Genomic DNA, 24,491 nt, shown 5'->3' with positions numbered 1-24,491 from the left:
GATGCTTTATGGATGATATCTATCGCGCGGCCGTGGACGCGGCCGCGATCTTTTCGGAAACCGACCTGCGTGGGAACATCACCTACGTCAACCAGCAGTTCTGCAGCATCTCGGGCTATAGCCGCGAGGAGCTGCTGGGTGCCAACCACCGCATCCTCAACTCCGGCCTGCACGAGCCGGCGTTCTTCGTTGGCATGTGGCGGGCCCTGGCCGCCGGGCGGGTGTGGAAGGGCGAGATCTGCAACCGGTCCAAGGACGGTTCGCTGTACTGGGTCGACAGCACCATGGTGCCCTTGGTCGACCCGCTGACCGGCCTGGTGCGCAAGTACGTGTCGATCCGCTTTGACGTCACCGAGAAGCGCCAACTGCTGCACACCTTGCAATGGCGGGTGGGGCACGATGTGCTCACGGGCCTGCCCAATCGCGCCTACCTGTCCGACCTATTGAATCAGGCCCTGGCCTACTCGCGGCGTGAAGACATCCCGCTGGCGGTGTGCATGCTCGACCTGGATGGCTTCAAGGCGGTCAACGACGGTTACGGGCACGCGGTGGGCGACCTGCTGCTGGTGGAAGTGGCCCAGCGCCTGAAGCGCATCCTGCGCGGGGGTGACGCCGTGGCCCGGTTGTCGGGCGACGAGTTCGTGCTGATCCTGCGCGACGTCGATGATGAGCGAAAGCTGCATACAGCCCTGCGGCGGGTTTTGCGGGCATTGGCGGTGCCCTGTGTGGTTCGGGGGCACACGCTGTCGCTCAGCGCCAGTATCGGCGTGACCCTGTACCCGCTGGATGACGAAGATGCCGATACCCTGGTGCGTCATGCCGACCAGGCCATGTATGTGGCCAAGCAGCGCGGGCGCAACCGGTATCACGTGTTCGACGTGTCGCAGGAGCAGGAGCTCAAGGCCACTCACCAGACAGTGGCGCGGGTGCGACGGGCCCTTAACAACCAAGAGCTTTGCCTTTACTACCAGCCCAAGGTCAACCTGCGCAGCGGCCAGGTGCTGGGCTTCGAGGGCTTGCTGCGCTGGCAGCGGCCAGGCCGTGGCGTGGTGCCGCCCGGCGATTTCCTGCCTTGGGTAGAGCAGACCGACCTGATCGTTGAGATCGGCGAGTGGGTGCTCGATCAGGCCTTGACCCAGTTGCAGGCCTGGCAGCAGCAAGGGCAGCCCTGGTCACTGAGTGTGAACATCGCCGCGCGGCATTTGCAGCGCAGTGACTTTGCCGAGCGCCTGCAGCAGCTGCTGGCAGCGTACCCGGCGGTGGACCCGGCCAGGCTGGACCTGGAAATTGTCGAATCCGTGGCCATCGACAACCTGCAGCACGTCAGCCGTTGTCTGGACGCCTGCCGCGCACTGGGCGTGCGCTTCTCGCTGGACGATTTCGGCACCGGCTATTCGTCGTTGAGTTACCTGAAACGCTTGCCGACCCAGACGATCAAGATCGATCAGTCGTTCGTGCGTGACATCCTCCATGATCAGGACGACCTGGCGCTGACAGCGGCGGTGATCGGCCTGGCCCGGGCCTTTGGCCGGGAGGTGATCGCCGAGGGGCTGGAGAGCGTCGAGCACGGCCGGGTGCTGATGGGGCTGGGCTGCGAGCTGGCGCAGGGGTACTGCATTGCCCGGCCGATGCCGGCCGGTGAAGTGCAAGCCTGGGCACAGGCTTACCGGCAACCGGTGCAGTGGCGTAATCCGTGAGTGGCCGTGCAGGTCAATAGATTCATCGCTCACGCAGCCGCTTGTAGAGGGTGGTCCGGCTGATCCCCAGGCCGCGCGCCACTGCTGACAGGTTGCCATTGGCGTGTTCAACCAGCGTCTGCAGGTCTACCGCATCGGTCGCCACCCGCACAGGCACTTGCAACTCGGCCAGAAACCCTGCAGGCAGGTGCTCGACGCCGACTGGCCCGTTGCCCGCCAAGGCCAGTGCCACCTGCAGCACACTGACCAGTTCGCGCACATTGCCAGGCCAGGGGTGCTGATCGAGCAACTCGATAATGGCCGGGGGCAGCCGCGCCGGTTGCCCAGGCTCGCGGTAGCGGGCATGCACCTGGTCGATCAACTGCCGCCGGTCTGCACGCTCGCGCAGCGGCGGCAGCACCACTGTCAGCCCGGCAATGCGGTAGTACAAATCCTGACGAAAGCGCCCGGCACGCACCTCTTCGGCCAGGTCGCGGTTGCTTGCCGACACCACGCGGATATCCACCGCCACCGGTTCGCCGCTGCCCAGCGGCTGGATGCTGCGCGATTGCAACACGCGCAGCAGGCGGGCCTGGGTAGGCAGCGGCATGTCGCCGATTTCGTCGAGAAACAGGATGCCGTGGTCGGCCTTGCGGATCAGCCCCGGGTTGCCTTTGTGGTGGGCACCGGTGAACGCGCCTTTGTCGTAGCCGAACAGCTCCGACTCCACCAGTTCGGCCGGGATTGCCGCGCAGTTTACGGCGACCAAGGGCTTGTCGGCGCGGCTGCTGGCACGGTGCAGGGTTTCCACGAACACTTCCTTGCCCACACCGGTTTCACCCTGCACCAACACTGGAATGTCCTTTTCCAGCAGCAGGCCGGCCTGCACTCGCGCTTTTTCCAGGCGCGGCTCGCCGTTGTCAGGTTCAGGGCGGCGGGGCGTTTCGCGTGGCGGTTGCCACTGACAATGAAAGCGGTTGCGCCCGGTGGCCTGGAGGGCGAAGGGCTGTTGTCGGGGATGGCTGAGCAACTGCTGCAGGGGCAACTGGAACAGCTGCTCGATGTTCTGCTGCAGCGGGTTGCCGCCGAGCAGGCTGTCGGCCCGGTGGTTGGCGGCCAGCACCTGCCCATGCTCATCGAACACCAGCAGGCCGGCCCAAGGGCTGTCGAGGTTGTCGGAGGCGCTGTTGAAGATCAGTTGTGCATGCTGGTCGGCATGCGCGGCGAGGATCAGGCGGTTTTCCAGGCTCTGGCCCATCATGCGGACCAGGCCCAGTGTCTGGCTGGTCGGCAGATAGCCGTCGCTGGCCACGTCGAACACCCCGACCAGTTGCCGTGCAGCGTCGAACAGGGGGGCGGCGGCGCTGGACATGTAGCGGTTCTGGCGCAGGAAGTGCTCGTCCTGGCCGACGTGAATGGCCTGGGCACAAATCAGCGCGGTGCCCAAGGCATTGGTGCCAACGCCGCGCTCGTGCCAGTGGGCGCCGGCGCTGAAGCCATGCTGCTGGCGCGGCTCGATGAAACGCCGCGAACCCCAGCTGTCGAGCAGGCAGCCGCTGGCATCGGCCAGCATCACCAGGTAGCTGGCGTTGCCCAGCAGGTGTGCATATTGCGGCAGCACTTCCTCGCGGGTCAGGCGCAGCAGGGCCTGGCGTTTTTCCAGCAGTTCGCTGAGTTCGGCGCGGGTCAGGCAGTCGAAGTCCGGTGCGTGCTGCGGTTGCAAACCGTGATCGCGGCAGCGGGCCCAGGATGCCTGGATGAGCTGGGCGTGGGTCGAAGCGGATGCGGCCATGGGCCTGTCCTGTGTGGTTGTTGTTATGGGCGGACCGCTGTTCAGTGTTGTTCACGGGTGTTCATTGTCAAACCGGCAGGTGTTCAGTTGTTCAGTGATTGTGTTCACTTGTGAACCTCCGATTTGCGTGGCATGCCGCCCAGGCCCCGAGCCAGAGCATCGGGGAGCAACTGGCACGGAACTGGCTGTGCCTGGCAGACAACAACGACAAGAAGGCCATGCCATGTCCCTGGTGCTGGAGCAGGTCAGCCGCAGCGTCGACAACCAACCGTGGATCGTCGAGGCCTCGCTGCGTTTCGAACCTGGTTCGTTCAACGTGCTGCTGGGCCGCACCCTGGCTGGCAAGACCAGCCTGATGCGCCTGATGGCCGGGCTCGATTGCCCGGACCGGGGCCGGGTGCTGATGGATGGCCAGGACGTGACGGGTGTGCCGGTGCGCCAGCGCAACGTGTCGATGGTGTACCAGCAGTTCATCAATTACCCGACCTTGAGCGTGTACGAAAACATCGCCTCGCCACTGCGCCAGGCGCGCATGGCCGAGGCGGACATCCGCAGGCGTGTGCAGGAAACCGCCGAGATGTTGCGCATCGAAACCTACCTGCAGCGCCTGCCGCTGGAGCTGTCCGGCGGCCAGCAGCAACGCACGGCGATGGCCCGGGCGTTGGTCAAGGATGCCTCGCTGATCCTCTTTGACGAGCCGTTGGTCAACCTCGACTACAAGTTGCGCGAAGGCCTGCGCCAGGAGCTTCGCGAGCTGTTCGCGGTGCGCCACTGCATTGCTGTTTACGCCACCACCGAGCCCAACGAGGCGCTGGCGCTGGGCGGCACCACCACCCTTGTGCATGAGGGCCGTATCGTGCAAAGCGGTCCCACCGCCGAGGTGTATCAGCGCCCGGGCAGTGTGCTGGCGGCCGAGCTGTTCTCCGAGCCGCCGATCAACCTGGTGCCTGGCCGTATCAGTGGCAACGAGGTGAGCCTGGCCCAGGCCGTGCATTTTGCCCGCAATGCCGACTTGCAGGCGCTTGCCGAAGGCGACTACCGCTTTGGCGTGCGCCCCAGCCATATCACCCTGGTGCCGGCCCACGACGATGACCTGGAACTGGCGGTGCTGGTGGAGCTGGCCGAGATCAGCGGTTCCGAAACCTTTCTGCATGTGCGCAACGAGCATTGGCGCATGATCCTGCACCTGCCCGGGGTGCACGAATACCAGGTGGACACGCCGATCCGCGTGTTCATCCCCACCCACAAGCTGTTCGTCTTCGACAGCGCCGGGGCCTTGGTGCAGGCCCCGGGGCTGCGCCAGGCAAGGAGAGGGTGATGGCTGAAATCCGCCTGCGCCAACTGGCGCACAGTTACAGTCGCCAGCCCGCCAGCGAGGCGGACTATGCCCTGCACGCGCTGGAGCATGTATGGGAGCAGGGCGGCGCCTACGCGTTGCTTGGGCCGTCGGGCTGCGGCAAGTCGACTTTGCTCAACATCATTTCCGGGCTGCTGACGCCGTCCCATGGCGAGGTGCTGTTCGACGGCAAACCGGTCAACCAGCTGTCACCGCAAGCGCGCAACATTGCCCAGGTGTTCCAGTTCCCGGTGGTGTACGACACCATGACGGTGTTCGACAACCTGGCCTTCCCCTTGCGCAACCAGGGGCTGGATGAAGCCCGGGTGCGTGCCCGGGTGGAAGAAATTGCCGAGGTGCTCGATCTGTCTGCCGTGTTGCGCAGGAAGGCGCGCAACCTCAGCGCGGACGAAAAGCAGAAAGTCTCCATGGGCCGCGGCCTGGTGCGCGATGACGTGTCGGCGATCCTGTTCGACGAGCCGCTGACGGTGATCGACCCGCACCTGAAGTGGAAGCTGCGGCGCAAGCTGAAGCAGATTCACGAGCAGTTCAATATCACCATGATCTACGTCACCCACGACCAGCTGGAGGCATCGACCTTCGCTGACAAGATCGCAGTGATGCACGGTGGCCGCATCGTTCAGTTCGGCACCCCGCGTGAGCTGTTCGAGCGGCCTCGGCATACCTTTGTCGGCTACTTCATCGGCAGCCCGGGCATGAACCTGATCGAGGTGCGCGCCGAAGCCGATGGGGTGGCGTTTGGTGATGTCCACCTGGCTTTGCCCGATGGCCTGCGCGAACGGCTGGCGGCAACGACAGGCGGGCGCTTGCAAGTGGGCATCCGGCCAGAATTCGTGCAGCTGTGGGACAGCCCGTTCGATGACGCCATCCCCGCACGCGTCCTGGATATCGAAGACCTGGGCACCTACCGCATCGTCACCATCGAAGCAGGCGGTGTCGCGCTGAAGGTGCGCCTGGGCGAGGACCGCCCGTTGCCTGTGGATCAGGCCTGGGTCAGCTTCCCGGCGCAGTGGTTGATGCTGTACGTCGACGATGTGCTGCTGGAGGCCGGGCCATGAACAAAGTGCCGAACAACAAGGCCTGGTGGCTGGTGCTGCCGGTGTTCCTGCTGGTGGCGTTCAGCGCGGTGGTACCGATGATGACCGTGGTCAACTACTCGGTGCAGGATATTTTCGACCAGTCCAACCGCTACTTCGTCGGTGCCGACTGGTACCGCCAGGTGCTGCGCGACCCGGCGTTGCATGACGCGCTGCTGCGCCAGTTCATTTATTCCGCCTGCGTGCTGCTGATCGAGATCCCGCTGGGCATCGGCATTGCCCTGACCATGCCGACCAAGGGGCGCATGGCGTCGGTGTGCCTGATCGTCATGGCCATCCCGCTGCTGATCCCGTGGAACGTGGTGGGCACCATCTGGCAGATCTTCGGCCGTGCCGACATCGGCCTGCTTGGCGCTACCCTGGCCAAGCTCGGGGTCAGCTACAATTACGCCGGCGACCCGTTCGACGCCTGGCTTACGGTGCTGGTGATGGACGTATGGCATTGGACGTCACTGGTGGCACTGCTGTGCTATTCGGGCCTGCGCGCCATCCCTGACGTGTACTACCAGGCCGCGCGTATCGACCGTGCTTCGGGCTGGGCGGTGTTCCGCCATATCCAGCTGCCCAAGCTGAAGAACGTGCTGCTCATCGCGGTGATGCTGCGCTTCATGGACAGCTTCATGATCTACACAGAGCCGTTCGTGCTGACCGGTGGCGGGCCGGGTAACGCCACCACTTTCCTCAGCCAGACCCTCACGCGCATGGCCGTGGGGCAGTTCGACCTGGGCCCGGCGGCGGCGTTCTCGCTGGTGTACTTCCTGATCATCCTGCTGGTGTCGTGGCTGTTCTACACAGCCATGACCCATGCCGACAAGGACTAGCCCATGAGCACGCGCAAAACGCTGGCCTTGCTGCTTTATTTCTTTTTCCTGCTGGTGCCGATCTACTGGCTGCTGAACATGTCGTTCAAGAGCAACACCGAAATCCTGGGCGGCCTGACCCTGTGGCCGCAGGCATTCACCCTCGACAACTACCGGGTGATTTTCACCGATGCCAGCTGGTACAGCGGTTACATCAACTCGCTGTACTACGTGTGCCTGAACACGCTGATTTCGTTGCTGGTGGCGCTGCCGGCGGCCTATGCCTTCTCGCGCTACCGCTTCCTAGGCGACCGGCACCTGTTCTTCTGGCTGCTGACCAACCGCATGGCGCCCCCGGCGGTGTTCCTGCTGCCGTTCTTCCAGTTGTACTCGTCGATCGGCCTGTTCGACACCCATATTGCTGTTGCCCTGGCCCATTGCCTGTTCAACGTGCCGTTGGCAGTGTGGATCCTGGAGGGTTTCATGTCGGGCGTGCCAAAGGAAATCGACGAAACGGCCTACATCGACGGCTACAGCTTTCCGCGCTTCTTCATGAAGATCTTCATTCCGCTGATTGGCTCCGGTATCGGCGTGACGGCGTTTTTCTGCTTCATGTTTTCCTGGGTCGAGCTGCTGCTGGCGCGCACCCTGACCTCGGTGAATGCCAAGCCGATTGCTGCCGTGATGACCCGCACCGTGTCGGCCTCGGGTATCGACTGGGGGGTGCTGGCGGCGGCGGGGGTGCTGACCATTTTGCCGGGCATGCTGGTGATCTGGTTCGTGCGCAACCATGTGGCCAAGGGCTTTGCCCTGGGCCGGGTGTGAGGAGGGCAACGCATGGAATGGATGGCCTGGACCTTGCCGACGGCGCTGTTCTTCGCCGCCGTTGGCGTGCTGCTGCTGGGCATGACCCTGCTTGAGCTGCGCCGCCCTTGCGTGGCGCGGCGCGGCTTCTTGCCGCTGGTCACCAGCCGGGGTGACCGCTTGTTCATCGGCCTGCTGGCCAGCGCCTACCTGCATTTGCTGGTGGTTGGCGTCAGCGAGTGGCCGTTGTGGGTGGCCTCGCTGCTGTCGCTGGCGTGGCTGGTGGTGGTGCTGCGCTGGGGCTGAGCGAGCGGCCCTGTGGAATAACAGAAACGGGAGATCACAATGTTCGATAACAAGCACAAGACGCGACATTTGACCCTGGCCGCGTTGCTGGTGCTGACCAGCGTGCATGGCACAGCCTGGGCTGACCAATACGAGGATGCAGCGAAGAAGTGGCTTGGCAGCGAGTTCAAGCCTTCGACGCTGACCCCGGAACAGCAGATGGCCGAGATGAAGTGGTTCATCAAGGCCGCAGAGCCGTTCCGTGGCATGAAGATCAACGTGGTGTCGGAAACCATCACCACCCATGAATACGAGTCCAAGGTGCTGGCCAAGGCCTTCAGCGAAATCACCGGCATCCAGCTGACCCACGACCTGCTCCAGGAAGGCGACGTGGTGGAGAAACTGCAGACACAGATGCAGTCGGACAAGAACATCTACGACGGCTGGGTCAACGACTCCGACCTGATCGGTACGCACTTTCGCTACGGCAAGGTGGAATCGATCACCGACCTGATGGCCAACGAAGGCAAGGACTACACCTCGCCGACCCTCGACCTGAAGGACTTTATCGGCATTTCCTTCACCACTGCACCGGATGGCAAGGTCTACCAGTTGCCCGACCAGCAGTTCGCCAACCTGTACTGGTTCCGCGCCGACTGGTTCGAGCGGCCGGAGCTTAAAACCAAATTCAAGGAAAAGTACGGCTACGAGCTGGGTGTGCCGGTGAACTGGTCGGCCTATGAAGACATTGCCAAGTTCTTTACCGAAGACGTCAAGGAAATCGACGGCAAGCGCGTCTATGGCCATATGGACTACGGCAAGAAAGACCCGTCGCTGGGCTGGCGCTTCACGGATGCCTGGTTCTCCATGGCCGGCGGTGGCGACAAAGGGCTGCCCAACGGCCTGCCGGTGGATGAATGGGGCATTCGCGTGGAGGACTGCCACCCGGTGGGCTCCAGTGTCACCCGTGGCGGCGACACCAACGGCCCGGCCGCTGTATATGCCACCCAGAAGTACGTGGACTGGATGCGTGCCTATGCGCCCAAGGAAGCGCAGGGCATGACCTTCTCCGAGGCGGGGCCGGTGCCGGCGCAGGGCAACATCGCCCAGCAGATCTTCTGGTACACCGCGTTTACCGCCGACATGACCAAGCCCGGATTGCCGGTGGTGAATGCCGATGGCACACCGAAGTGGCGCATGGCGCCCTCGCCGAAGGGGCCTTATTGGGAGGAGGGGATGAAGCTGGGCTATCAGGACACGGGTTCGTGGACGTTCTTCAAGTCCACCCCCGAGAAGCAACGCCTGGCAGCGTGGCTGTATGCCCAGTTCGTCACCTCCAAGACGGTGTCGCTGAAGAAGACCATCGTCGGCCTGACGCCGATTCGTGAGTCGGACATCAACTCCCAGGCCATGACCGACCTCGCGCCCAAGCTCGGTGGGCTGGTCGAGTTCTACCGCAGCCCGGCACGGGTGCAGTGGACGCCCACTGGCACCAACGTGCCGGATTATCCGCGCTTGGCGCAGCTGTGGTGGAGCCACATTGCCGAAGTGGCCAGTGGCGAGAAGACCCCGCAGGAAGCGCTGGATGGCCTGGCGCGGGACCAGGACCGCATGATGGAACGTTTGCAGCGGTCCAATGCCCAGGCCACCTGTGCGCCCAAGCTGAACCCGGAGAAGGATGCCCAGTACTGGTTCGACCAGCCCGGTGCACCGAAACCGAAGTTGGCCAACGAGAAGCCCAAGGGCGAGACAGTCAGCTACAACGAGCTGTTGAAGTCGTGGGAGGCGGCCAGGAAGTAATTGGCTGAGTACCACGTTGGCTTCTTCGCGGGCTCGCCCGCACACAGGTACTGCATCGCTCTCAAGGGGAGTGGGGTTCCTGTGGGGGCGGGCAAGCCCGCGAAGAGGCCAGCAAGGCCAATGCATGAACCACAGGCAAAAAAAACGGCACCTGCCAGAGGTGCCGTTTTCATTTCACGCCGACTTACTTGTGCAGCTCTTCCGCCGCATACAGCGTGTTTTCCAGCAGGCAGGCACGGGTCATCGGCCCGACGCCACCCGGCACCGGCGTGATCCAGCCGGCACGTGGCAGGGCGGTCTCGTAGACCACGTCGCCGACCAGCTTGCCGTCTTCCTGGCGGTTGATACCCACGTCGATGACGATAGCGCCTTCCTTGACCCACTCACCCTTGACCAGGCCCGGCTTGCCGGCAGCCACGACCACCAGGTCGGCGCGCCCGACATGGCCAGCCAGGTCCTTGGTGAAGCGGTGGCAGACGGTGACGGTGCAGCCGGCCAGCAGCAGTTCCATGGCCATCGGGCGACCCACGATGTTGGACGCGCCGACGATCACTGCGTTCATGCCGTACAGGTCCTGACCGGTGCTTTCCAGCAGGGTCATGATGCCTTTCGGCGTGCACGGGCGCAGCAGCGGGATGCGCTGGGCCAGGCGGCCGATGTTGTATGGGTGGAAACCGTCCACATCCTTGTCCGGGCGAATGCGCTCGAGCAGCAGCGAGGCGTCCAGGTGCGCCGGCAGCGGCAACTGCAGCAGGATGCCGTCGACAGCCGGGTCGTCATTGAGGCGGTCGATCAGCTCGGTCAGGGCCTGCTGCGAGGTTTCGCTGGGCAGGTCGAACGCCTGCGAAATGAAGCCGACCTCTTCGCAGTCCTTGCGCTTGTGCGAGACATAGACTTGGGAGGCGGGGTCGGTGCCGACCAGGATCACTGCCAGGCCCGGCGTACGCAGGCCTTGCTGGCGACGCTCCACGACACGTTGAGCGATCTGCTTGCGCAGGTTGGCGGCGATCGCCTTGCCATCGATTAGGTGTGCAGTCATAGACGCGTGATTAACCATCGAGAAGGAAACAATTAAAGAGCGCGCATTCTCGCACGACACGGCCCACGGGCAAAGGCGGGTGGTCGGGCAAATCCCCTAACCCCTTAAATAATTTAAATTTTTTTTAAAAAGGTGTTGACGAGTTACAGGGTCGACTATAAGATTCGCCGCACTTGTCGGGCACAGCCTAGCACTGGTTGGCTAAGTCGGGCAGAATGAGTGGTTTAGCAGTTATCTGTTAAGGTCTCGTTCGGTTAGGCTTCAAGCTTAAGCGCCCGTAGCTCAGCTGGATAGAGCATCCGCCTTCTAAGCGGATGGTCGCAGGTTCGAGTCCTGCCGGGTGCGCCATTAGGCAGCTTTGGCACGCAAGTAGCTGTAATGCAATATGGTGGGCGTAGCTCAGTTGGTAGAGCGCTGGATTGTGATTCCAGTTGTCGTGGGTTCGATTCCCATCGTCCACCCCATATTCTTCAAGGGCGCCTCGATAGCATCTGGCGCCTTTGTTTTAAGCGTTACGCGGACGTGGTGAAATTGGTAGACACACTGGATTTAGGTTCCAGCGGCGCAAGCTGTAAGAGTTCGAGTCTCTTCGTCCGCACCATGCTTCTGTAAGGTTGTACCGCAACATCGCAAGACTGCAATATGGTGGGCGTAGCTCAGTTGGTAGAGCGCTGGATTGTGATTCCAGTTGTCGTGGGTTCGATTCCCATCGTCCACCCCATATTCTTGAAAAGGCGCCTTGATCGTGAGATCGGGCGCCTTTTTGTTTTGGGGTTGTGGTGGTGTGGATGCCTTGGGTGCCCTGGCGCTCGATCTCGCAGGCGCTGAAAATGTCATGGCGAACCACCTTCCGGCCAAATCGCATCCCCGCCCCTTGTAATCCTCTAGTGACACCCCAATAAAAGCTGTTAGATTTCAGCCGGTTGAAACACCGGCCTGTTTGACAGGCAGAGGACTAGCCCGATGATTGCAAAAGAAGCCCGTCAGGCCCTGGCGCTGCAGCGCTTTGCCGAAGCCAACCCGCAGCTGCTCGAGGAGATCCGCGAGCTGGATGCGCGCGAACAGGCCCAGCAGATCGAGTGGGCGTTCGAAGATGCCGCCGACGAGCAGGGCATTCAGCCTTGGGAGCTTGCGCTGCAACTGATCGCCGAAACCCCGGAGCAGCTGCAGGCCATGCGCCTGGAAACGCACCGTGACGTGGCCGAGGCGCTGGGGATGGAATGGGAAGAGTACTGCCAGTTCAACGAAATCGACCCTGAATAAAGGAAGCGAAATCGTTGTTGGCAGTTGTTTGACAAGGTATTTCGGCTGTAGGGCGCCCCGGGTGTCGTGCGGCCCTTATTGAAACAGGCCTGGCGGTGCGCCGTGCGGGCCTTGAAAGTTAATCGACCGGCGTGGTTTCCCGTCGTCCCGAGTGGGGTGACTTCTGCTGCGCGACTCACTAGAATGCTTGCCCTTGATTCTGGAGTCGGGCTAACGCCGGCTAACGTCTGTGCAACGAGGAATATCCATGCAAGTTTCTGTTGAAAACACTTCCGCTCTCGAGCGCCGCATGACCATCGCCGTTCCGGCCGAGCGCGTCGAGAACGAAGTCAACAAGCGTCTGCAACAGACTGCCAAGCGCGCCAAAGTTGCCGGCTTCCGCCCAGGCAAGGTGCCAATGAGCGTGATCCGTCAGCGCTTCGAGGCCGATGCCCGTCAAGAGGCTTTCGGTGACCTGGTCCAGGCTTCCTTCTACGAAGCCATCGTCGAGCAGAAGCTGAACCCGGCTGGCGCTCCGGCTGTAGAGCCCAAGTCCTTCGAAAAGGGCAAGGACCTGGAATTCGTCGCCATCTTCGAAGTGTTCCCTGAGTTCACCGTTGCCGGCCTGGAGTCGATCAACGTCGAGCGCCTGAGCGCCGAAGTGGCTGACGCCGACCTGGACAACATGCTGGAAGTGCTGCGCAAGCAGAACACCCGCTTTGAAGCCGTTGAGCGCGCCGCGCAGAACGACGACCAGGTCAACATCGACTTCGTTGGCAAGGTTGACGGTGAAGTGTTCGCCGGTGGTTCGGCCAAGGGCACCCAGCTGGTACTGGGCTCCGGCCGCATGATCCCGGGCTTCGAAGACGGCCTGGTTGGCGCCAAGGCTGGCGAAGAGCGCGTTGTCAACGTGACCTTCCCAGAGGACTACCAGAACCTGGACCTGGCTGGCAAAGCCGCCGAGTTCACCATCACCATCAACAGCGTTGCCGCCCCTGTGCTGCCAGAGCTGAACGAAGAATTCTTCGCCCAGTTCGGCATCAAGGAATCGACCCTGGAAGGCTTCCGCGCCGAAGTTCGCAAGAACATGGAGCGTGAACTGCGTCAGGCGATCAAGACCAAGGTCAAGAACCAGGTCATGGACGGTCTGCTGGCCGCCAACCCGATCGAAGTGCCAAAAGCCCTGCTGGAAAACGAAGTCAACCGTCTGCGCGTGCAGGCTGTTCAGCAGTTCGGTGGCAACATCAAGCCAGAGCAACTGCCAGCCGAGCTGTTCGAAGAGCAAGCCAAGCGCCGTGTTGTGTTGGGCCTGATCGTTGCTGAAGTGGTCAAGCAGTTCGAACTGAAGCCGGACGACGCCAAGGTTCGCGAAATGATCGAAGAAATGGCTTCGGCTTACCAAGAGCCTGAGCAGGTCATCGCCTGGTACTACAAGAACGACCAGCAACTGAACGAAGTGCGTTCGGTTGTGCTGGAAGAACAAGTTGTAGATACTGTTCTGCAGAAAGCGACTGTGACCGACAAGTCGGTCTCGTACGAAGATGCCGTTAAACCAGCACAGGCTCCTGCCGAAGCTGAGTAATACGGTTCTCTCGTAGGAAACCCCCACAAGCCAGCCTTCGAGCTGGCTTGTGCGTATTCAAGCCATGACTATTTGGGAGTGAGCGCAGGACATGTCCCGCAATTCTTATATTCAGCAGAGCTCTGACATCCAGGCCGCAGGCGGCCTGGTCCCGATGGTTATCGAGCAGTCCGCCCGTGGCGAACGCGCTTACGACATCTACTCGCGCCTGTTGAAGGAGCGTGTAATTTTCCTGGTCGGCCCGGTAGAGGACTACATGGCCAACCTCGTCGTTGCGCAACTGCTGTTCCTTGAGGCTGAAAACCCGGACAAGGATATCCATCTGTACATCAACTCGCCGGGTGGCTCCGTCACCGCCGGCATGTCGATTTACGACACCATGCAGTTCATCAAGCCGGACGTTTCGACCATCTGCATCGGCCAGGCCTGCAGCATGGGCGCCTTCCTGCTGGCTGCCGGTGCCAAAGGCAAGCGTCACTGCTTGCCGAACTCGCGCGTGATGATTCACCAGCCGTTGGGCGGCTTCCAGGGGCAGGCGACCGATATCGAGATCCATGCCCAGGAAATCCTCAATATCAAGGCCCGTCTGAATGAGCTGCTGGCCTACCACACCGGCCAGGACCTCGAGACTATCAAGCGCGACACCGAGCGTGACAACTTCATGAGCGCCTCGCGCGCGGCCGAGTACGGCCTGATCGACTCGGTCTACGACAAGCGGCAACTGGCCTCCTGAACCGGGGTGCCAGAGCAGGTAGGTGCGCAAAGCGCCTACCTGCGGACTTGAAAAAGCCCGCAATTGCCTTCATCTTGTGTTGCAAGCCTACCGGATTGGATCGATCGAATGACTGACACCCGTAACGGCGAGGACAGCGGCAAATTGCTTTATTGCTCCTTCTGCGGCAAAAGCCAGCACGAAGTGCGCAAACTGATTGCCGGGCCCTCGGTATTTATCTGCGACGAGTGCGTCGACCTGTGCAATGACATCATCCGTGAGGAGGTGCAGGAAGCCCAGGCCGAGAGCAGCGCGCACAAATTGCCTTCGCCGAAAGAAATCAGCGGCATCCTGGACCAGTACGTCATTGGTCAGGAGCGCGCGAAGAAGGTGCTGGCCGTAGCGGTGTACAACCACTACAAGCGCCTGAACCAGCGTGACAAGAAGGGTGACGAAGTCGAACTGGGCAAGAGCAATATCCTGCTCATCGGGCCGACCGGCTCGGGCAAGACCCTGCTCGCCGAAACCCTGGCACGCTTGTTGAACGTACCGTTCACCATTGCCGACGCGACCACCCTGACCGAAGCCGGTTATGTGGGTGAGGACGTCGAGAACATCATCCAGAAGCTGTTGCAGAAGTGCGACTACGACGTGGAAAAGGCCCAGATGGGCATTGTCTACATCGACGAGATCGACAAGATCTCGCGCAAGTCGGACAACCCGTCCATCACCCGTGACGTTTCGGGCGAGGGCGTGCAGCAGGCGTTGTTGAAACTGATCGAAGGCACCGTGGCTTCGGTTCCGCCGCAAGGTGGCCGTAAACACCCGCAACAGGAATTCCTGCAGGTTGATACCCGCAACATCCTGTTCATCTGTGGTGGTGCGTTCTCGGGCCTGGAAAAGGTTATCCAGAACCGCTCCACCAAAGGTGGTATCGGTTTTGGCGCCGAAGTGCGCAGCAAGGAAGAGGGCAAGAAGGTTGGCGAGTCCCTGCGTGAGGTCGAGCCGGACGATCTGGTCAAGTTTGGCCTGATTCCGGAATTCGTCGGCCGTCTGCCGGTGCTGGCGACCCTCGACGAGCTGGACGAGGCTGCGCTGATGCAGATTCTCACCGAGCCGAAGAATGCCCTGACCAAGCAGTACGCCAAGCTGTTCGAGATGGAAAGCGTCGACCTCGAGTTCCGCAGTGACGCACTCAAGGCCGTTGCCCGCAAGGCCCTGGAGCGCAAGACTGGCGCCCGTGGCCTGCGTTCGATCCTCGAAGGCGTGCTGCTCGACACCATGTACGAGATCCCTTCGAAGAAGGACGTCAGCAAGGTGGTGATCGATGAGAGCGTCATCGAGGGTACCTCGCAGCCGCTGATGATCTACGAGAACAGCGAGCCGCAAGCCAAGGCCGCGCCAGACGCCTGATTCAGGCAAAGGCCGGTTCACGGTTGCAAGCAAGGAGGGGGCCTACGGGCCCCTTTCTGCTTTTCCTGCGCTAGCGCTTGTAATTTCCCAAGCGTGCCCCCACATTAGGTCCAAGCATCATTTCCACCGGTTTCCGGCCATAAGGCCGCTGTAGAGGCGAAATCATGAAGACCACCCTCGACTTGCCTCTTTTGCCATTGCGCGATGTCGTTGTTTACCCGCACATGGTTATCCCGCTGTTCGTGGGGCGCGAAAAATCCATCGAGGCCCTTGAGGCCGCGATGACGGGCGAAAAGCAGATCCTTCTGCTTGCCCAGAAAAACCCGGCCGACGACGACCCCGGCGAGGACGCCCTGTACCGCGTCGGTACCGTGGCCACCGTGCTGCAACTGTTGAAGCTGCCTGATGGCACCGTCAAGGTGCTGGTCGAAGGCGAGCAGCGTGGCGCTGTCGAGCGTTTCACCGAAGTAGAAGGGCACATCCGTGCCGAAGTCTCCCTGATCGACGAAACCGACGCCGCCGAGCGCGAGTCGGAAGTGTTCGTGCGCACGTTGCTGTCGCAGTTCGAGCAGTACGTACAACTGGGCAAGAAGGTCCCTGCCGAAGTGCTGTCTTCGCTGAACAGCATCGAAGAGCCAGGGCGTCTGGTCGACACCATGGCCGCCCACATGGCCCTGAAGATCGAACAGAAGCAGGAAATTCTCGAAATCGTCGACCTGCCAACCCGTGTCGAGCACGTGCTGGCGCTGCTGGATGCCGAAATCGACCTGCTGCAGGTCGAAAAACGCATTCGCGGCCGGGTCAAGAAGCAGATGGAGCGCAGCCAGCGCGAGTACTACCTGAATGAGCAGATGAAGGCCATTCAGAAAGAACTCGGCGATGGCGATGAAGGCCACAACGAAGTCGAAGAGCTGAAAAAGCGCATCGAAGCCGCTGGCCTGCCCAAGGATGCCCTCACCAAGGCCCAGGCCGAGCTGAACAAGCTCAAGCAGATGTCGCCAATGTCGGCCGAGGCCACCGTGGTGCGTTCGTACCTCGACTGGCTCGTGCAGGTGCCGTGGAAGGCCCAGAGCAAAGTGCGCCTGGACCTGGCCAAGGCCGAGGAAATTCTCGATGCCGACCACTATGGCCTGGAAGAGGTCAAGGAACGCATCCTCGAATACCTTGCCGTGCAAAAGCGCGTCAAGAAAATCCGTGGCCCGGTGCTGTGCCTGGTCGGCCCTCCCGGCGTTGGCAAGACCTCGCTGGCCGAGTCGATAGCGGCCGCTACCAACCGCAAGTTCGTGCGCATGGCCTTGGGTGGCGTACGTGACGAAGCCGAAATTCGTGGTCACCGCCGCACCTACATTGGCTCCATGCCAGGCCGTCTCATCCAGAAGATGACCAAGGTGGGCGTGCGCAACCCGCTGTTCCTGCTCGACGAAATCGACAAAATGGGCAGCGACATGCGTGGCGACCCGGCCTCGGCGCTGCTGGAAGTGCTCGACCCGGAGCAAAACCACAACTTCAACGACCATTACCTGGAGGTTGACTACGACCTCTCGGATGTGATGTTCCTGTGCACCTCGAACTCGATGAACATCCCGCCGGCGCTGCTCGACCGTATGGAAGTCATCCGCCTGCCGGGCTACACCGAGGACGAGAAGATCAACATCGCGGTCAAGTACCTGGTGCCCAAGCAGGTCAAGGCCAACGGCTTGAAGAAAGAAGAGCTGGAAGTCGACGTTTCGGCGATCCGCGACATCATCCGTTATTACACCCGCGAAGCCGGTGTGCGGGGCCTGGAGCGGCAAATCGCCAAGGTCTGCCGCAAGGTGGTCAAGGAACATACCGGGCAGAAGCAGGTCAAGGTCAAGGTGGCCAGCGAGCAGCTGGAACACCTGCTGGGCGTGCGCAAGTTCCGCTACGGCCTGGCCGAGCAGCAGGACCAGATCGGCCAGGTCACCGGCCTGGCCTGGACCCAGGTGGGCGGCGAACTGCTGACCATCGAAGCCGTGGTCATCCCCGGCAAGGGCCAGCTGATCAAGACCGGCTCGTTGGGCGATGTGATGGTCGAGTCGATCACTGCCGCACAGACCGTGGTGCGTAGCCGCGCCCGCAGCCTGGGTATTGCCGCCGACTTCCACGAGAAGCATGACGTGCATATCCACATGCCGGAAGGCGCTACGCCGAAGGATGGGCCAAGTGCCGGTATCGGCATGTGCACCGCGCTGGTGTCGGCGCTGACGCAGATTCCGGTGCGCGCCGATGTGGCCATGACCGGCGAAATCACCCTGCGTGGCCAAGTGCTGGCCATTGGCGGGTTGAAGGAAAAACTGCTGGCGGCACACCGTGGCGGGATCAAGACGGTGATCATTCCCGAGGAGAATGTTCGCGATTTGAAGGAGATTCCTGAAAATATCAAACAGGATCTGCAGATCAAACCGGTCAAATGGATTGACGAAGTCCTGCAAATTGCGCTGCAATACGCCCCGGAGCCCTTGCCAGATGTGGCTCCGGAGATTGTCGCGAAAGATGAAAAGCGCGACGGCGATGCTAAGGAAAGAATCAGCACGCATTAGTAGTTTTTAGCTGGGGGGCTTTCCTTGACAGTTTTTTCGGGGCCTTGCTATAAAGCGGCACGCTATTGTCATCAGGCCACCCAGCGCACGTTTCATAAGCTTTTCATTACATACTTAGAAACAAACTCAATAGAGAAATAAGGGGACTTAGAGTGAACAAGTCGGAACTGATTGACGCTATCGCCGCATCTGCTGACATCCCGAAAGCTGTAGCCGGCCGTGCGCTGGACGCAGTCATCGAATCCGTCACCGGCGCCCTGAAGCAAGGTGACGATGTGGTACTGGTTGGCTTCGGTACCTTCTCGGTCAAGGAGCGCGCCGAGCGCACCGGCCGTAACCCGCAAACCGGCAAGGCGATCAAGATCGAAGCCGCCAAGGTTCCAGGTTTCAAGGCAGGCAAAGGCCTGAAAGACGCCGTCAACTAAGTCGTCTTTCAGCCGGACCCGGCCTGGCCTGGTCCGAGCACGGTGATGGCGGGGCGCAAACGTTCCCGCCTGACACGTTTGCTAAGCAAAGGCGCATCCTCGGATGCGCCTTTCTTTTATCAGGATTCTACCCACGCTCCGCGGTTGTCGACGCAGTGGTACAGCCGTTTCTGGGGGACGCATGCTGCAAAATATCAGGGACAATTCACAAGGTTGGATTGCCAAGACCATCATCGGCCTTATCGTCGTGTTGATGGCGTTGACCGGCTTTGAAGCCATTTTCCAGGCCGCCACCCATAGCCAGGACGCCGCCAAGGTGAACGGCCAGACCATCAGCCAGAATGAGCTGAGCCAGGCCGCCGACATGCAGCGCCGTCAGCTGATGCAACAGTTGGGCAAGGATTTCGACCCGGCGCTGCTGGATGACAAATTGCTGCGTGAAGAGGCCCTCAAGGGCCTGATCAGCCGCAAGCTGCTGCTGCAAGGCGCCGAAGATGCCAAGTTCGCCTTCTCCGAGGCCGCGCTGGATCAGGTGATCCTGCAGACGCCGGAATTCCAGGTGGACGGCAAGTTCAGTGCTGACCGTTTCGACCAGGTCATCCGCCAGATGGGCTACGGCCGCATGCAGTTCCGTGACATGCTCGCCGAGGAAATGCTCATCGGCCAGCTGCGCACCGGCCTGGCCGGCAGCAGCTTCGTCACCGACCAGCAGGTGGATGCTTTCGCCCGCCTGGAGAAGCAGACCCGCGACTTCGCTTCCCTGACCTTCAAGGCCGACCCGGCCTCGGTCAAGGTCAGCGACGAAGAGGTCAAGGCGCACTACGACCAGCACGCCAAGGAGTTCATGTCGCCTGACCAGGTGGTGATCGACTACATCGAGCTGAAGAAGTCGGCGTTCTTCGACCAGGTCAACGTGACCGACGAAGAGCTCAAGGCTCAGTACGAGAAGGACATCGCCAACCTCGCGGAACAGCGCCATGCCGCGCACATCCTCATCGAGGTCAACGACAAAGTCACCGATGCCCAGGCCAAGGCCCGTGCTGAAGAGATTGAGCAGCGTCTGGCCAAGGGTGAAGACTTTGCCGCATTGGCCAAGGAATTCTCTCAGGACCCTGGCTCGGCCAACAACGGTGGTGACCTCGGCTTCGCCGGCCCGGGTGTGTACGACCCCGCCTTTGAAGAGGCGCTGTACAAGCTGCAGGAGGGCCAGGTATCGACCCCGGTACGCACCGAGTTCGGCTACCACCTGATCAAGCTGCTGGGCGTGCAAGCACCGGAAGTGCCGAGCTTCGCCAGCCTGAAGGACAAACTGACCCGCGACCTGAAGATCCCGTTGGTCGAGCAGCGATACGTCGACGCCAGCAAGCAGTTGCAGGATGCGGCCTACGAGGCCTCCGACCTGGCTCAGCCGGCCCAGGACCTGAACCTCAAGGTGCACACCTCCGCAGCCTTCGGCCGCGAGGGTGGTGAAGGCATCACTGCCAACCGTTCGGTGGTACAGGCTGCGTTCTCAGAAGAAGTGCTGGACGAAGGTGCCAACAGCACCGCCATCGAGCTCGACCCGGAAACCACCGTGGTACTGCGTGTCAAGGAGCACCGCAAGCCGGAGCAACTGCCGCTGGAGGCCGTGGCCAAGAACATCAGCGAGCAGCTGGCCAAAGACAAGGCGACCGCCGAACTCAAGGCCAAGGCAGACAAGCTGATTGCCGGCCTGCGTGATGGCTCCATCGCACCGGGCAGCGTGCATGAAGGGCAGGGCTGGAAGGCCTATGAGGCTGTTACCCGTGGCGAGGACGGTATTGACCCGGCCGAACTGCAGGCACTGTTCCGCCTCGGCAAGCCGCAGGCCAAGGCCAAGCCGGTTTACGGCAGCGTAGTGCTGCGTGACGGTAGCCTGGTGGTGCTGCAGCTCAAGGGTGTTAACGAAGGCGCTACCGCCACCGACGAAGAGAAGCAGCAGATCCGCCGCTACCTCGCGTCGCGTGCTGGCCAGCAGGACTTTGCGGCTTATCGCAAGCAGCTGGAAGCCAATGCAGACATCACCCGTTACTAAGGTGATCGTTGCATGAAGAAACAGGCCGCCTCGTGCGGCCTGTTTCATTTGTGTCGCCTGTAGCGGCCTCTTAGCGGGCAAGCCTGCTCCCACAGGATAACCACAAGCCTGAATACTGTGGGATCCCTGTGGGAGCAGGCTTGCCCGCTAAGAGGCCGCTACAGGCGCTATAGACCTTACCGTTTCACTCCCTCGTAATTATCGAGCGTATCCCGCGCAATCTCCCGCCCCAGGGCAATCAGCTCCGGCGCCTTGTAAAACTCGAAAAACCGGCACACCCGCTTGGGCACGTTGATCAGTACATCCGGTGGATAGCCGGCGATCTTGTACTGCGCCAGCGAGGTTTGCATCACTTCGAAGCTCTGGTTGATCAAATCCAGCAGCGAAGCCGGCCCCACGTTGTCAATGATGAACGAGCCGGTCGCCGACTTGGGCGCCCCCTCGCGCTCGGGGGCCGCTGCCGGTTGCTGGCCTTCCGGGTTGGCGGCATCTGCCAGCCACGGGTTCGGCGGCGCCAGCCCTTCGGCAACGATCTCCTTTTCGATGCGTATCAGCTCCTCTGCCGGCTTGCGCCGGAACGGCAGGCGAGAGCCCAACGAGCTCAGCAGGGAGTCAAAACGCATCTTGAACGCCGCCGGGCGCTCGATCACCGGCAATTGATACTGCTTCTGGTTGGTGGCGTTGAGGTTGACCGCTATGATCAGGTCACAGTGGCTGGACACCACCGGCACGATCGGTAGCGGGTTGAGGATGCCGCCGTCTACCAGCATGCGATTGCCCTGCATCACTGGCGTGAACAGGCTGGGGATGGCCGCCGAGGCGCGCATGGCCTGGTGCAGGCAACCCTCCTGAAACCAGATTTCCTGCTGGTTGGTGAGGTCGGCGGCAACCGCCGTGTAGGGGATGCGCAGTTGTTCGATGTTGATCTCGCCGACGATCTTGCGGATCTGTCCGAACACCTTGTCGCCACGAATGGCGCCGAGGCGAAAGCTCACGTCTACCAGGCGCAGTACATCCAGGTAGTCGAGGCTCTCGATCCAGTTGCGGTAGTCTTCCAGCTTGCCGGCGGCGTAGATGCCGCCAATCACCGCCCCCATGGAGCAACCGGCGATGCAGGCGATGTCGTAGCCCCGGCGCTCGATTTCCTCAATCACGCCAATGTGCGCATATCCCCGGGCGCCGCCCGATCCCAATACCAGTGCCACGCGTTTACTCATGAACATTCCTCGGGCCGTGCAACCATGGTCCTACAATGCACCCTTGGCGGCCTGTGCTTCAATGTAGATCGCGCTGAGCTACTGTGATAATGCTGGCCACGCAAAGTTGGCTGGGCCGGGCACTTTTCAGTTGCCCGGGCGTCGAACAGCCACCGTTTTTTTACCATTGAGGTCATACCGATGAAAGCCTGGATCTGCCTTCCACTGATTGCCCTGGCCTTGGCAGGCTGCGCGGGCAAGACGGCCTACCGTGACAGCTGCGCCACCCAGCTGGATGCCGCCTGGAAGGAGCTGGACCTGGCCAAGGCCGAAGGCTTTGCCGGTGCCGTGAGCTACTCCAAAGCCTTGTCGCTGCTGACCGGCGCGAAGACCCAGCAGCAGTTCGAAGGCTACGAAAGCTGTACCCGCAAGGCTGAGAAGGCGCGGTTCTACATTCGTGAGTCTCGCGCCGGGCGCTGACCGAGGAGCGTCTTATGTCTGCCATGCTCGATCATGTAGTTGCCCAGATGCTGGCCGTGCAGGTACGCCTGCTGGCGTGTCGCGAGCGCCTGGCTGCCAATACCGACAGCGAGGCGCTGCATGACCTGCGTATCACCTTGCGCCGTCTGCGCAGCCTGCTCAGGCCCCTGCGCGGGCTGCCTGGCGTGGAACAGCTGGAGGATGCCGCCAGGGCCTTGGGTACCCTGACCACGCCGCTGCGCGATCGTGAGGTGCTGGCAGCCGAACTGATCGGGCGCGGCCACGTCGCGGTCGGGCAGCGGCGCCTGGAAGGGCGGGACAGGACCTTCGCCAGTGTCGCTGCCAGCCCGCAGCTGGCGCGTGTGTTGGCGATTGTCGACGCGTTTCCGTTGTTTCTGCGGGCAGCCGGCCGCGAGGGGCTGACCCGGTCACTGGGCAAGCGCATCGACAAGCGCCTGGTCAAGCAGTGGCGTACATTGCGCAAAGCCTTGCAGGATCCGGCTCACGACCGTCACCGCCTGCGCTTGCTGATCAAGCGTGCGCGCTATGGCGATGAAGCGTATCCACAGCTTGATCACGCCGGGAAAAAGCTGCAGCGCTTGCTGAAAAAGGCGCAGGGCGACCTGGGGGGCTGGCATGACCGCCTGCAGTGGCTGCTGCAGGCGCGCGACCATGCAGACCTCGCCCCCTGCCAGGCCGACTGGGAGCAAGAGTTGCATGAAGCCGAGCGCCAGTCGGACGTGACGCTGGATGCCTTGTTGCAGGCACTGGCGCGGCGTTAGCCCGAACAATGACCGATATGCGGGCTGATCGCCCAGGGTTTGCTGGCTAGGATGGGCCGACCCTTTCTACAGGCAGGAGTCGGCCCATGAATTTCAACCAACTACTCGACGCTGTGCGAGCCAACCCGCAAGCCGTCAGCATCCCCCCCAGCTGGGCCCAGGGCCGCGCTGCCTTTGGCGGGCTGATGGCGGCCATGGTCTATGAGGCCATGCGCCTGAAGCTCACCGACAGCCGCCCGGTGCGCTCGCTGGCCATCAGCTTCGTAGCGCCTGCGGCCGCGGACGTGCCAATTCGCTTCGAGGTGGAGGTGCTGCGTGAAGGCAAGGCTGTCAGCACCTTGCTGGGCCGCGCGGTCCAGGATGGCCAGGTGGTGACCTTGGTGCAAGGCAATTTCGGCGCGGGGCGGCCATCTGTGGTCGATGTACCGGCATTACCGGCCATGGAAATGAAAGCGCTTGAAGACGCCGCACCCGAACTGCCCTACATCAAGGGCGTCACACCCGAGTTCATGCGCCATGTTGCCTTGCGCTGGGCGGTGGGCGGGTTGCCGTTCAGTGGCAATCAGTCGCGCAAGATGGGCGGTTGGGTGCGGTTGCGGGATGTGGCAGAAGACCAGGTCAATGAAGCACACCTGCTGGCGCTGGTCGATGCCTGGCCGCCGAGCCTGATGCCGTTTCTCAAGCAACCGGCTGCAGGCAGTACGCTGACCTGGACCATCGAGTTCATCCAGCCTACGGCGAAATTGTCGACCTTGGACTGGTGCCGCTATTGCGTGGAAACCGAACATGCGCGGGACGGGTATGGGCATGCGGCGGCCGCCCTTTGGACGGCAGAGGGCGAGTTGTTGGCCCTGAGCCGACAGACCGTGACCGTATTTGCCTGATCACCCCTGGGAGCACTGCGCGCTCCTTTCGCGACGCAAGGCCGCTCCCTCAGGGACTGCGCGATTCCTGTGGGAACGGCCTTACGTCACGATTGGGCTGCAAAGCAGCCTCTTGGCATCAATGCCGGTGTTTATGCCGCTCCCGCCAGGCCTTCCACCACGCCCCGCTCAGCACAAAGCGTGGAAAGGTAATGAACTGCTCGGTCAGCAATCGCTGCACGGCGTCCTGACGATTGGCGAACGGCTCAGGCTGCTCGGCTTCCAGCCGGTGCCCCTGGCGCTGCAAGCCAAGCCCCGCAATCAGGGCGATCACGCCAACAGCAATCTGCCCCAGGTCCAGGGCGAACAGGCCGGACAGAACCAACAGCGCGCCAAGGATGAACAGCGGCACGGCAATCAGGTGCAGCACCAGGTTAGCCGGGTGGCGGTGGTTATGGTGGTAGCCACGCCATTGCCAGGCGGGCAGGTTGGGCAGACGCTTGCTCATGGGCATTTCCTCACAGTCGTGCCC

General features: G+C 61.9%; 21 protein-coding genes and 4 tRNA genes. 21 read left to right on the top strand and 4 right to left on the bottom strand.

Features of this window, described 5'->3' with window-relative positions; translation table 11 throughout:
* Positions 1-8 precede the first annotated feature (8 nt).
* The gene (locus tag APH36_RS09325; protein ID WP_060498389.1) at positions 9-1,697 is read left to right on the top strand and encodes a bifunctional diguanylate cyclase/phosphodiesterase; all 1,689 of its coding nucleotides are present in this window, start codon (positions 9-11) and stop codon (positions 1,695-1,697) included.
* Between the two features lie 22 nt (positions 1,698-1,719).
* Here the strand turns inward: APH36_RS09325 and APH36_RS09320 are convergent, their stop codons facing one another.
* Positions 1,720-3,468, bottom strand: coding sequence for a sigma-54-dependent Fis family transcriptional regulator (locus tag APH36_RS09320; RefSeq protein WP_060498388.1), 1,749 nt, complete (start codon positions 3,466-3,468; stop codon positions 1,720-1,722).
* 223 nt (positions 3,469-3,691) lie between these two features.
* Here APH36_RS09320 and APH36_RS09315 point away from each other — a divergent pair, with 223 nt between their 5' ends.
* Genes APH36_RS09315 through APH36_RS09290 form a run of 6 tightly spaced genes read left to right on the top strand, consistent with a single transcriptional unit; the run spans position 3,692 to position 9,611 of the window.
* Complete coding sequence (locus APH36_RS09315) at positions 3,692-4,786, top strand: ABC transporter ATP-binding protein (RefSeq protein WP_060498387.1); 1,095 nt, start codon at positions 3,692-3,694, stop codon at positions 4,784-4,786.
* Positions 4,786-5,883: an ABC transporter ATP-binding protein gene (locus APH36_RS09310; RefSeq protein WP_060498386.1), complete on the top strand. Its 1,098-nt coding sequence runs from the start codon at positions 4,786-4,788 to the stop codon at positions 5,881-5,883. Before APH36_RS09315 ends, APH36_RS09310 begins: the two co-directional genes overlap by 1 nt.
* Positions 5,880-6,743, top strand: a complete 864-nt coding sequence (locus APH36_RS09305) for a carbohydrate ABC transporter permease (protein ID WP_016714776.1) — start codon at positions 5,880-5,882, stop codon at positions 6,741-6,743. Before APH36_RS09310 ends, APH36_RS09305 begins: the two co-directional genes overlap by 4 nt.
* 3 nt (positions 6,744-6,746) lie before the next feature.
* Positions 6,747-7,547: a carbohydrate ABC transporter permease gene (locus tag APH36_RS09300; protein WP_016714775.1), complete on the top strand. Its 801-nt coding sequence runs from the start codon at positions 6,747-6,749 to the stop codon at positions 7,545-7,547.
* A gap of 12 nt (positions 7,548-7,559) precedes the next feature.
* Positions 7,560-7,832 (top strand): DUF2160 domain-containing protein, encoded by a 273-nt coding sequence (locus APH36_RS09295; RefSeq protein WP_060498385.1) that lies wholly within the window; start codon positions 7,560-7,562, stop codon positions 7,830-7,832.
* A 39-nt stretch (positions 7,833-7,871) separates the two neighbouring features.
* Entirely contained in the window at positions 7,872-9,611 is a 1,740-nt protein-coding gene (locus APH36_RS09290) for an ABC transporter substrate-binding protein (RefSeq protein ID WP_060498384.1), read from the top strand.
* A 184-nt stretch (positions 9,612-9,795) separates the two neighbouring features.
* On the opposite strand, the gene folD is transcribed toward APH36_RS09290, so the two are convergent.
* Positions 9,796-10,650, bottom strand: coding sequence for a bifunctional methylenetetrahydrofolate dehydrogenase/methenyltetrahydrofolate cyclohydrolase FolD (gene folD, locus APH36_RS09285; RefSeq protein ID WP_060498383.1), 855 nt, complete (start codon positions 10,648-10,650; stop codon positions 9,796-9,798).
* Between the two features lie 271 nt (positions 10,651-10,921).
* On the opposite strand from folD, the gene APH36_RS09280 reads away from it, so the two are divergent.
* The 11 genes from APH36_RS09280 (at position 10,922) to APH36_RS09230 (ending at position 20,638) form a co-directional block, all read left to right on the top strand.
* Positions 10,922-10,998: transfer RNA gene (locus APH36_RS09280), tRNA-Arg, on the top strand.
* Between the two features lie 40 nt (positions 10,999-11,038).
* A tRNA-His gene (locus APH36_RS09275) sits at positions 11,039-11,114 on the top strand.
* A 52-nt stretch (positions 11,115-11,166) separates the two neighbouring features.
* Positions 11,167-11,251: transfer RNA gene (locus APH36_RS09270), tRNA-Leu, on the top strand.
* A 44-nt stretch (positions 11,252-11,295) separates the two neighbouring features.
* Positions 11,296-11,371, top strand: a tRNA-His gene (locus APH36_RS09265).
* Positions 11,372-11,613: 242 nt separating this feature from the next.
* Positions 11,614-11,913 (top strand): DUF6388 family protein, encoded by a 300-nt coding sequence (locus tag APH36_RS09260; protein ID WP_060498382.1) that lies wholly within the window; start codon positions 11,614-11,616, stop codon positions 11,911-11,913.
* A gap of 247 nt (positions 11,914-12,160) precedes the next feature.
* Positions 12,161-13,474 carry a trigger factor gene (tig, locus tag APH36_RS09255; RefSeq protein WP_060498381.1) on the top strand — a complete coding sequence of 438 codons (1,314 nt, stop codon included), beginning with the start codon at positions 12,161-12,163 and terminating at the stop codon, positions 13,472-13,474.
* A 91-nt stretch (positions 13,475-13,565) separates the two neighbouring features.
* Positions 13,566-14,207, top strand: a complete 642-nt coding sequence (gene clpP, locus APH36_RS09250; RefSeq protein WP_003259400.1) for an ATP-dependent Clp endopeptidase proteolytic subunit ClpP — start codon at positions 13,566-13,568, stop codon at positions 14,205-14,207.
* Between the two features lie 108 nt (positions 14,208-14,315).
* The gene (gene clpX, locus APH36_RS09245) at positions 14,316-15,599 is read left to right on the top strand and encodes an ATP-dependent Clp protease ATP-binding subunit ClpX (RefSeq protein ID WP_003250242.1); all 1,284 of its coding nucleotides are present in this window, start codon (positions 14,316-14,318) and stop codon (positions 15,597-15,599) included.
* 164 nt (positions 15,600-15,763) lie between these two features.
* Complete coding sequence (lon, locus tag APH36_RS09240) at positions 15,764-18,160, top strand: endopeptidase La (RefSeq protein WP_025754403.1); 2,397 nt, start codon at positions 15,764-15,766, stop codon at positions 18,158-18,160.
* A gap of 152 nt (positions 18,161-18,312) precedes the next feature.
* Entirely contained in the window at positions 18,313-18,585 is a 273-nt protein-coding gene (gene hupB, locus APH36_RS09235; protein WP_003250246.1) for a nucleoid-associated protein HU-beta, read from the top strand.
* Positions 18,586-18,766: 181 nt separating this feature from the next.
* Positions 18,767-20,638 (top strand): SurA N-terminal domain-containing protein, encoded by a 1,872-nt coding sequence (locus APH36_RS09230; RefSeq protein WP_060498380.1) that lies wholly within the window; start codon positions 18,767-18,769, stop codon positions 20,636-20,638.
* Positions 20,639-20,814: 176 nt separating this feature from the next.
* Here the strand turns inward: APH36_RS09230 and APH36_RS09225 are convergent, their stop codons facing one another.
* On the bottom strand, positions 20,815-21,855 hold the full coding sequence (locus tag APH36_RS09225; RefSeq protein WP_060498379.1) for a patatin-like phospholipase family protein: 1,041 nt from the start codon (positions 21,853-21,855) through the stop codon (positions 20,815-20,817).
* 180 nt (positions 21,856-22,035) lie between these two features.
* Here APH36_RS09225 and APH36_RS09220 point away from each other — a divergent pair, with 180 nt between their 5' ends.
* The 3 genes from APH36_RS09220 (at position 22,036) to APH36_RS09210 (ending at position 23,980) form a co-directional block, all read left to right on the top strand.
* Positions 22,036-22,314 carry a lipoprotein gene (locus tag APH36_RS09220; RefSeq protein ID WP_003250254.1) on the top strand — a complete coding sequence of 93 codons (279 nt, stop codon included), beginning with the start codon at positions 22,036-22,038 and terminating at the stop codon, positions 22,312-22,314.
* A 14-nt stretch (positions 22,315-22,328) separates the two neighbouring features.
* The gene (locus tag APH36_RS09215) at positions 22,329-23,096 is read left to right on the top strand and encodes a CHAD domain-containing protein (RefSeq protein ID WP_060498378.1); all 768 of its coding nucleotides are present in this window, start codon (positions 22,329-22,331) and stop codon (positions 23,094-23,096) included.
* An 86-nt stretch (positions 23,097-23,182) separates the two neighbouring features.
* Positions 23,183-23,980, top strand: coding sequence for an acyl-CoA thioesterase II (locus tag APH36_RS09210; protein ID WP_060498377.1), 798 nt, complete (start codon positions 23,183-23,185; stop codon positions 23,978-23,980).
* Positions 23,981-24,098: 118 nt separating this feature from the next.
* Here the strand turns inward: APH36_RS09210 and APH36_RS09205 are convergent, their stop codons facing one another.
* Positions 24,099-24,467, bottom strand: coding sequence for an Mpo1-like protein (locus tag APH36_RS09205; protein WP_060498376.1), 369 nt, complete (start codon positions 24,465-24,467; stop codon positions 24,099-24,101).
* Positions 24,468-24,491 lie beyond the last annotated feature (24 nt).

The sequence above is a fragment of the Pseudomonas sp. NBRC 111133 genome (assembly GCF_001320605.1).
Classification (GTDB): domain Bacteria; phylum Pseudomonadota; class Gammaproteobacteria; order Pseudomonadales; family Pseudomonadaceae; genus Aquipseudomonas; species Aquipseudomonas monteilii.
This window is presented reverse-complemented; position numbering and strand designations above follow the sequence as displayed.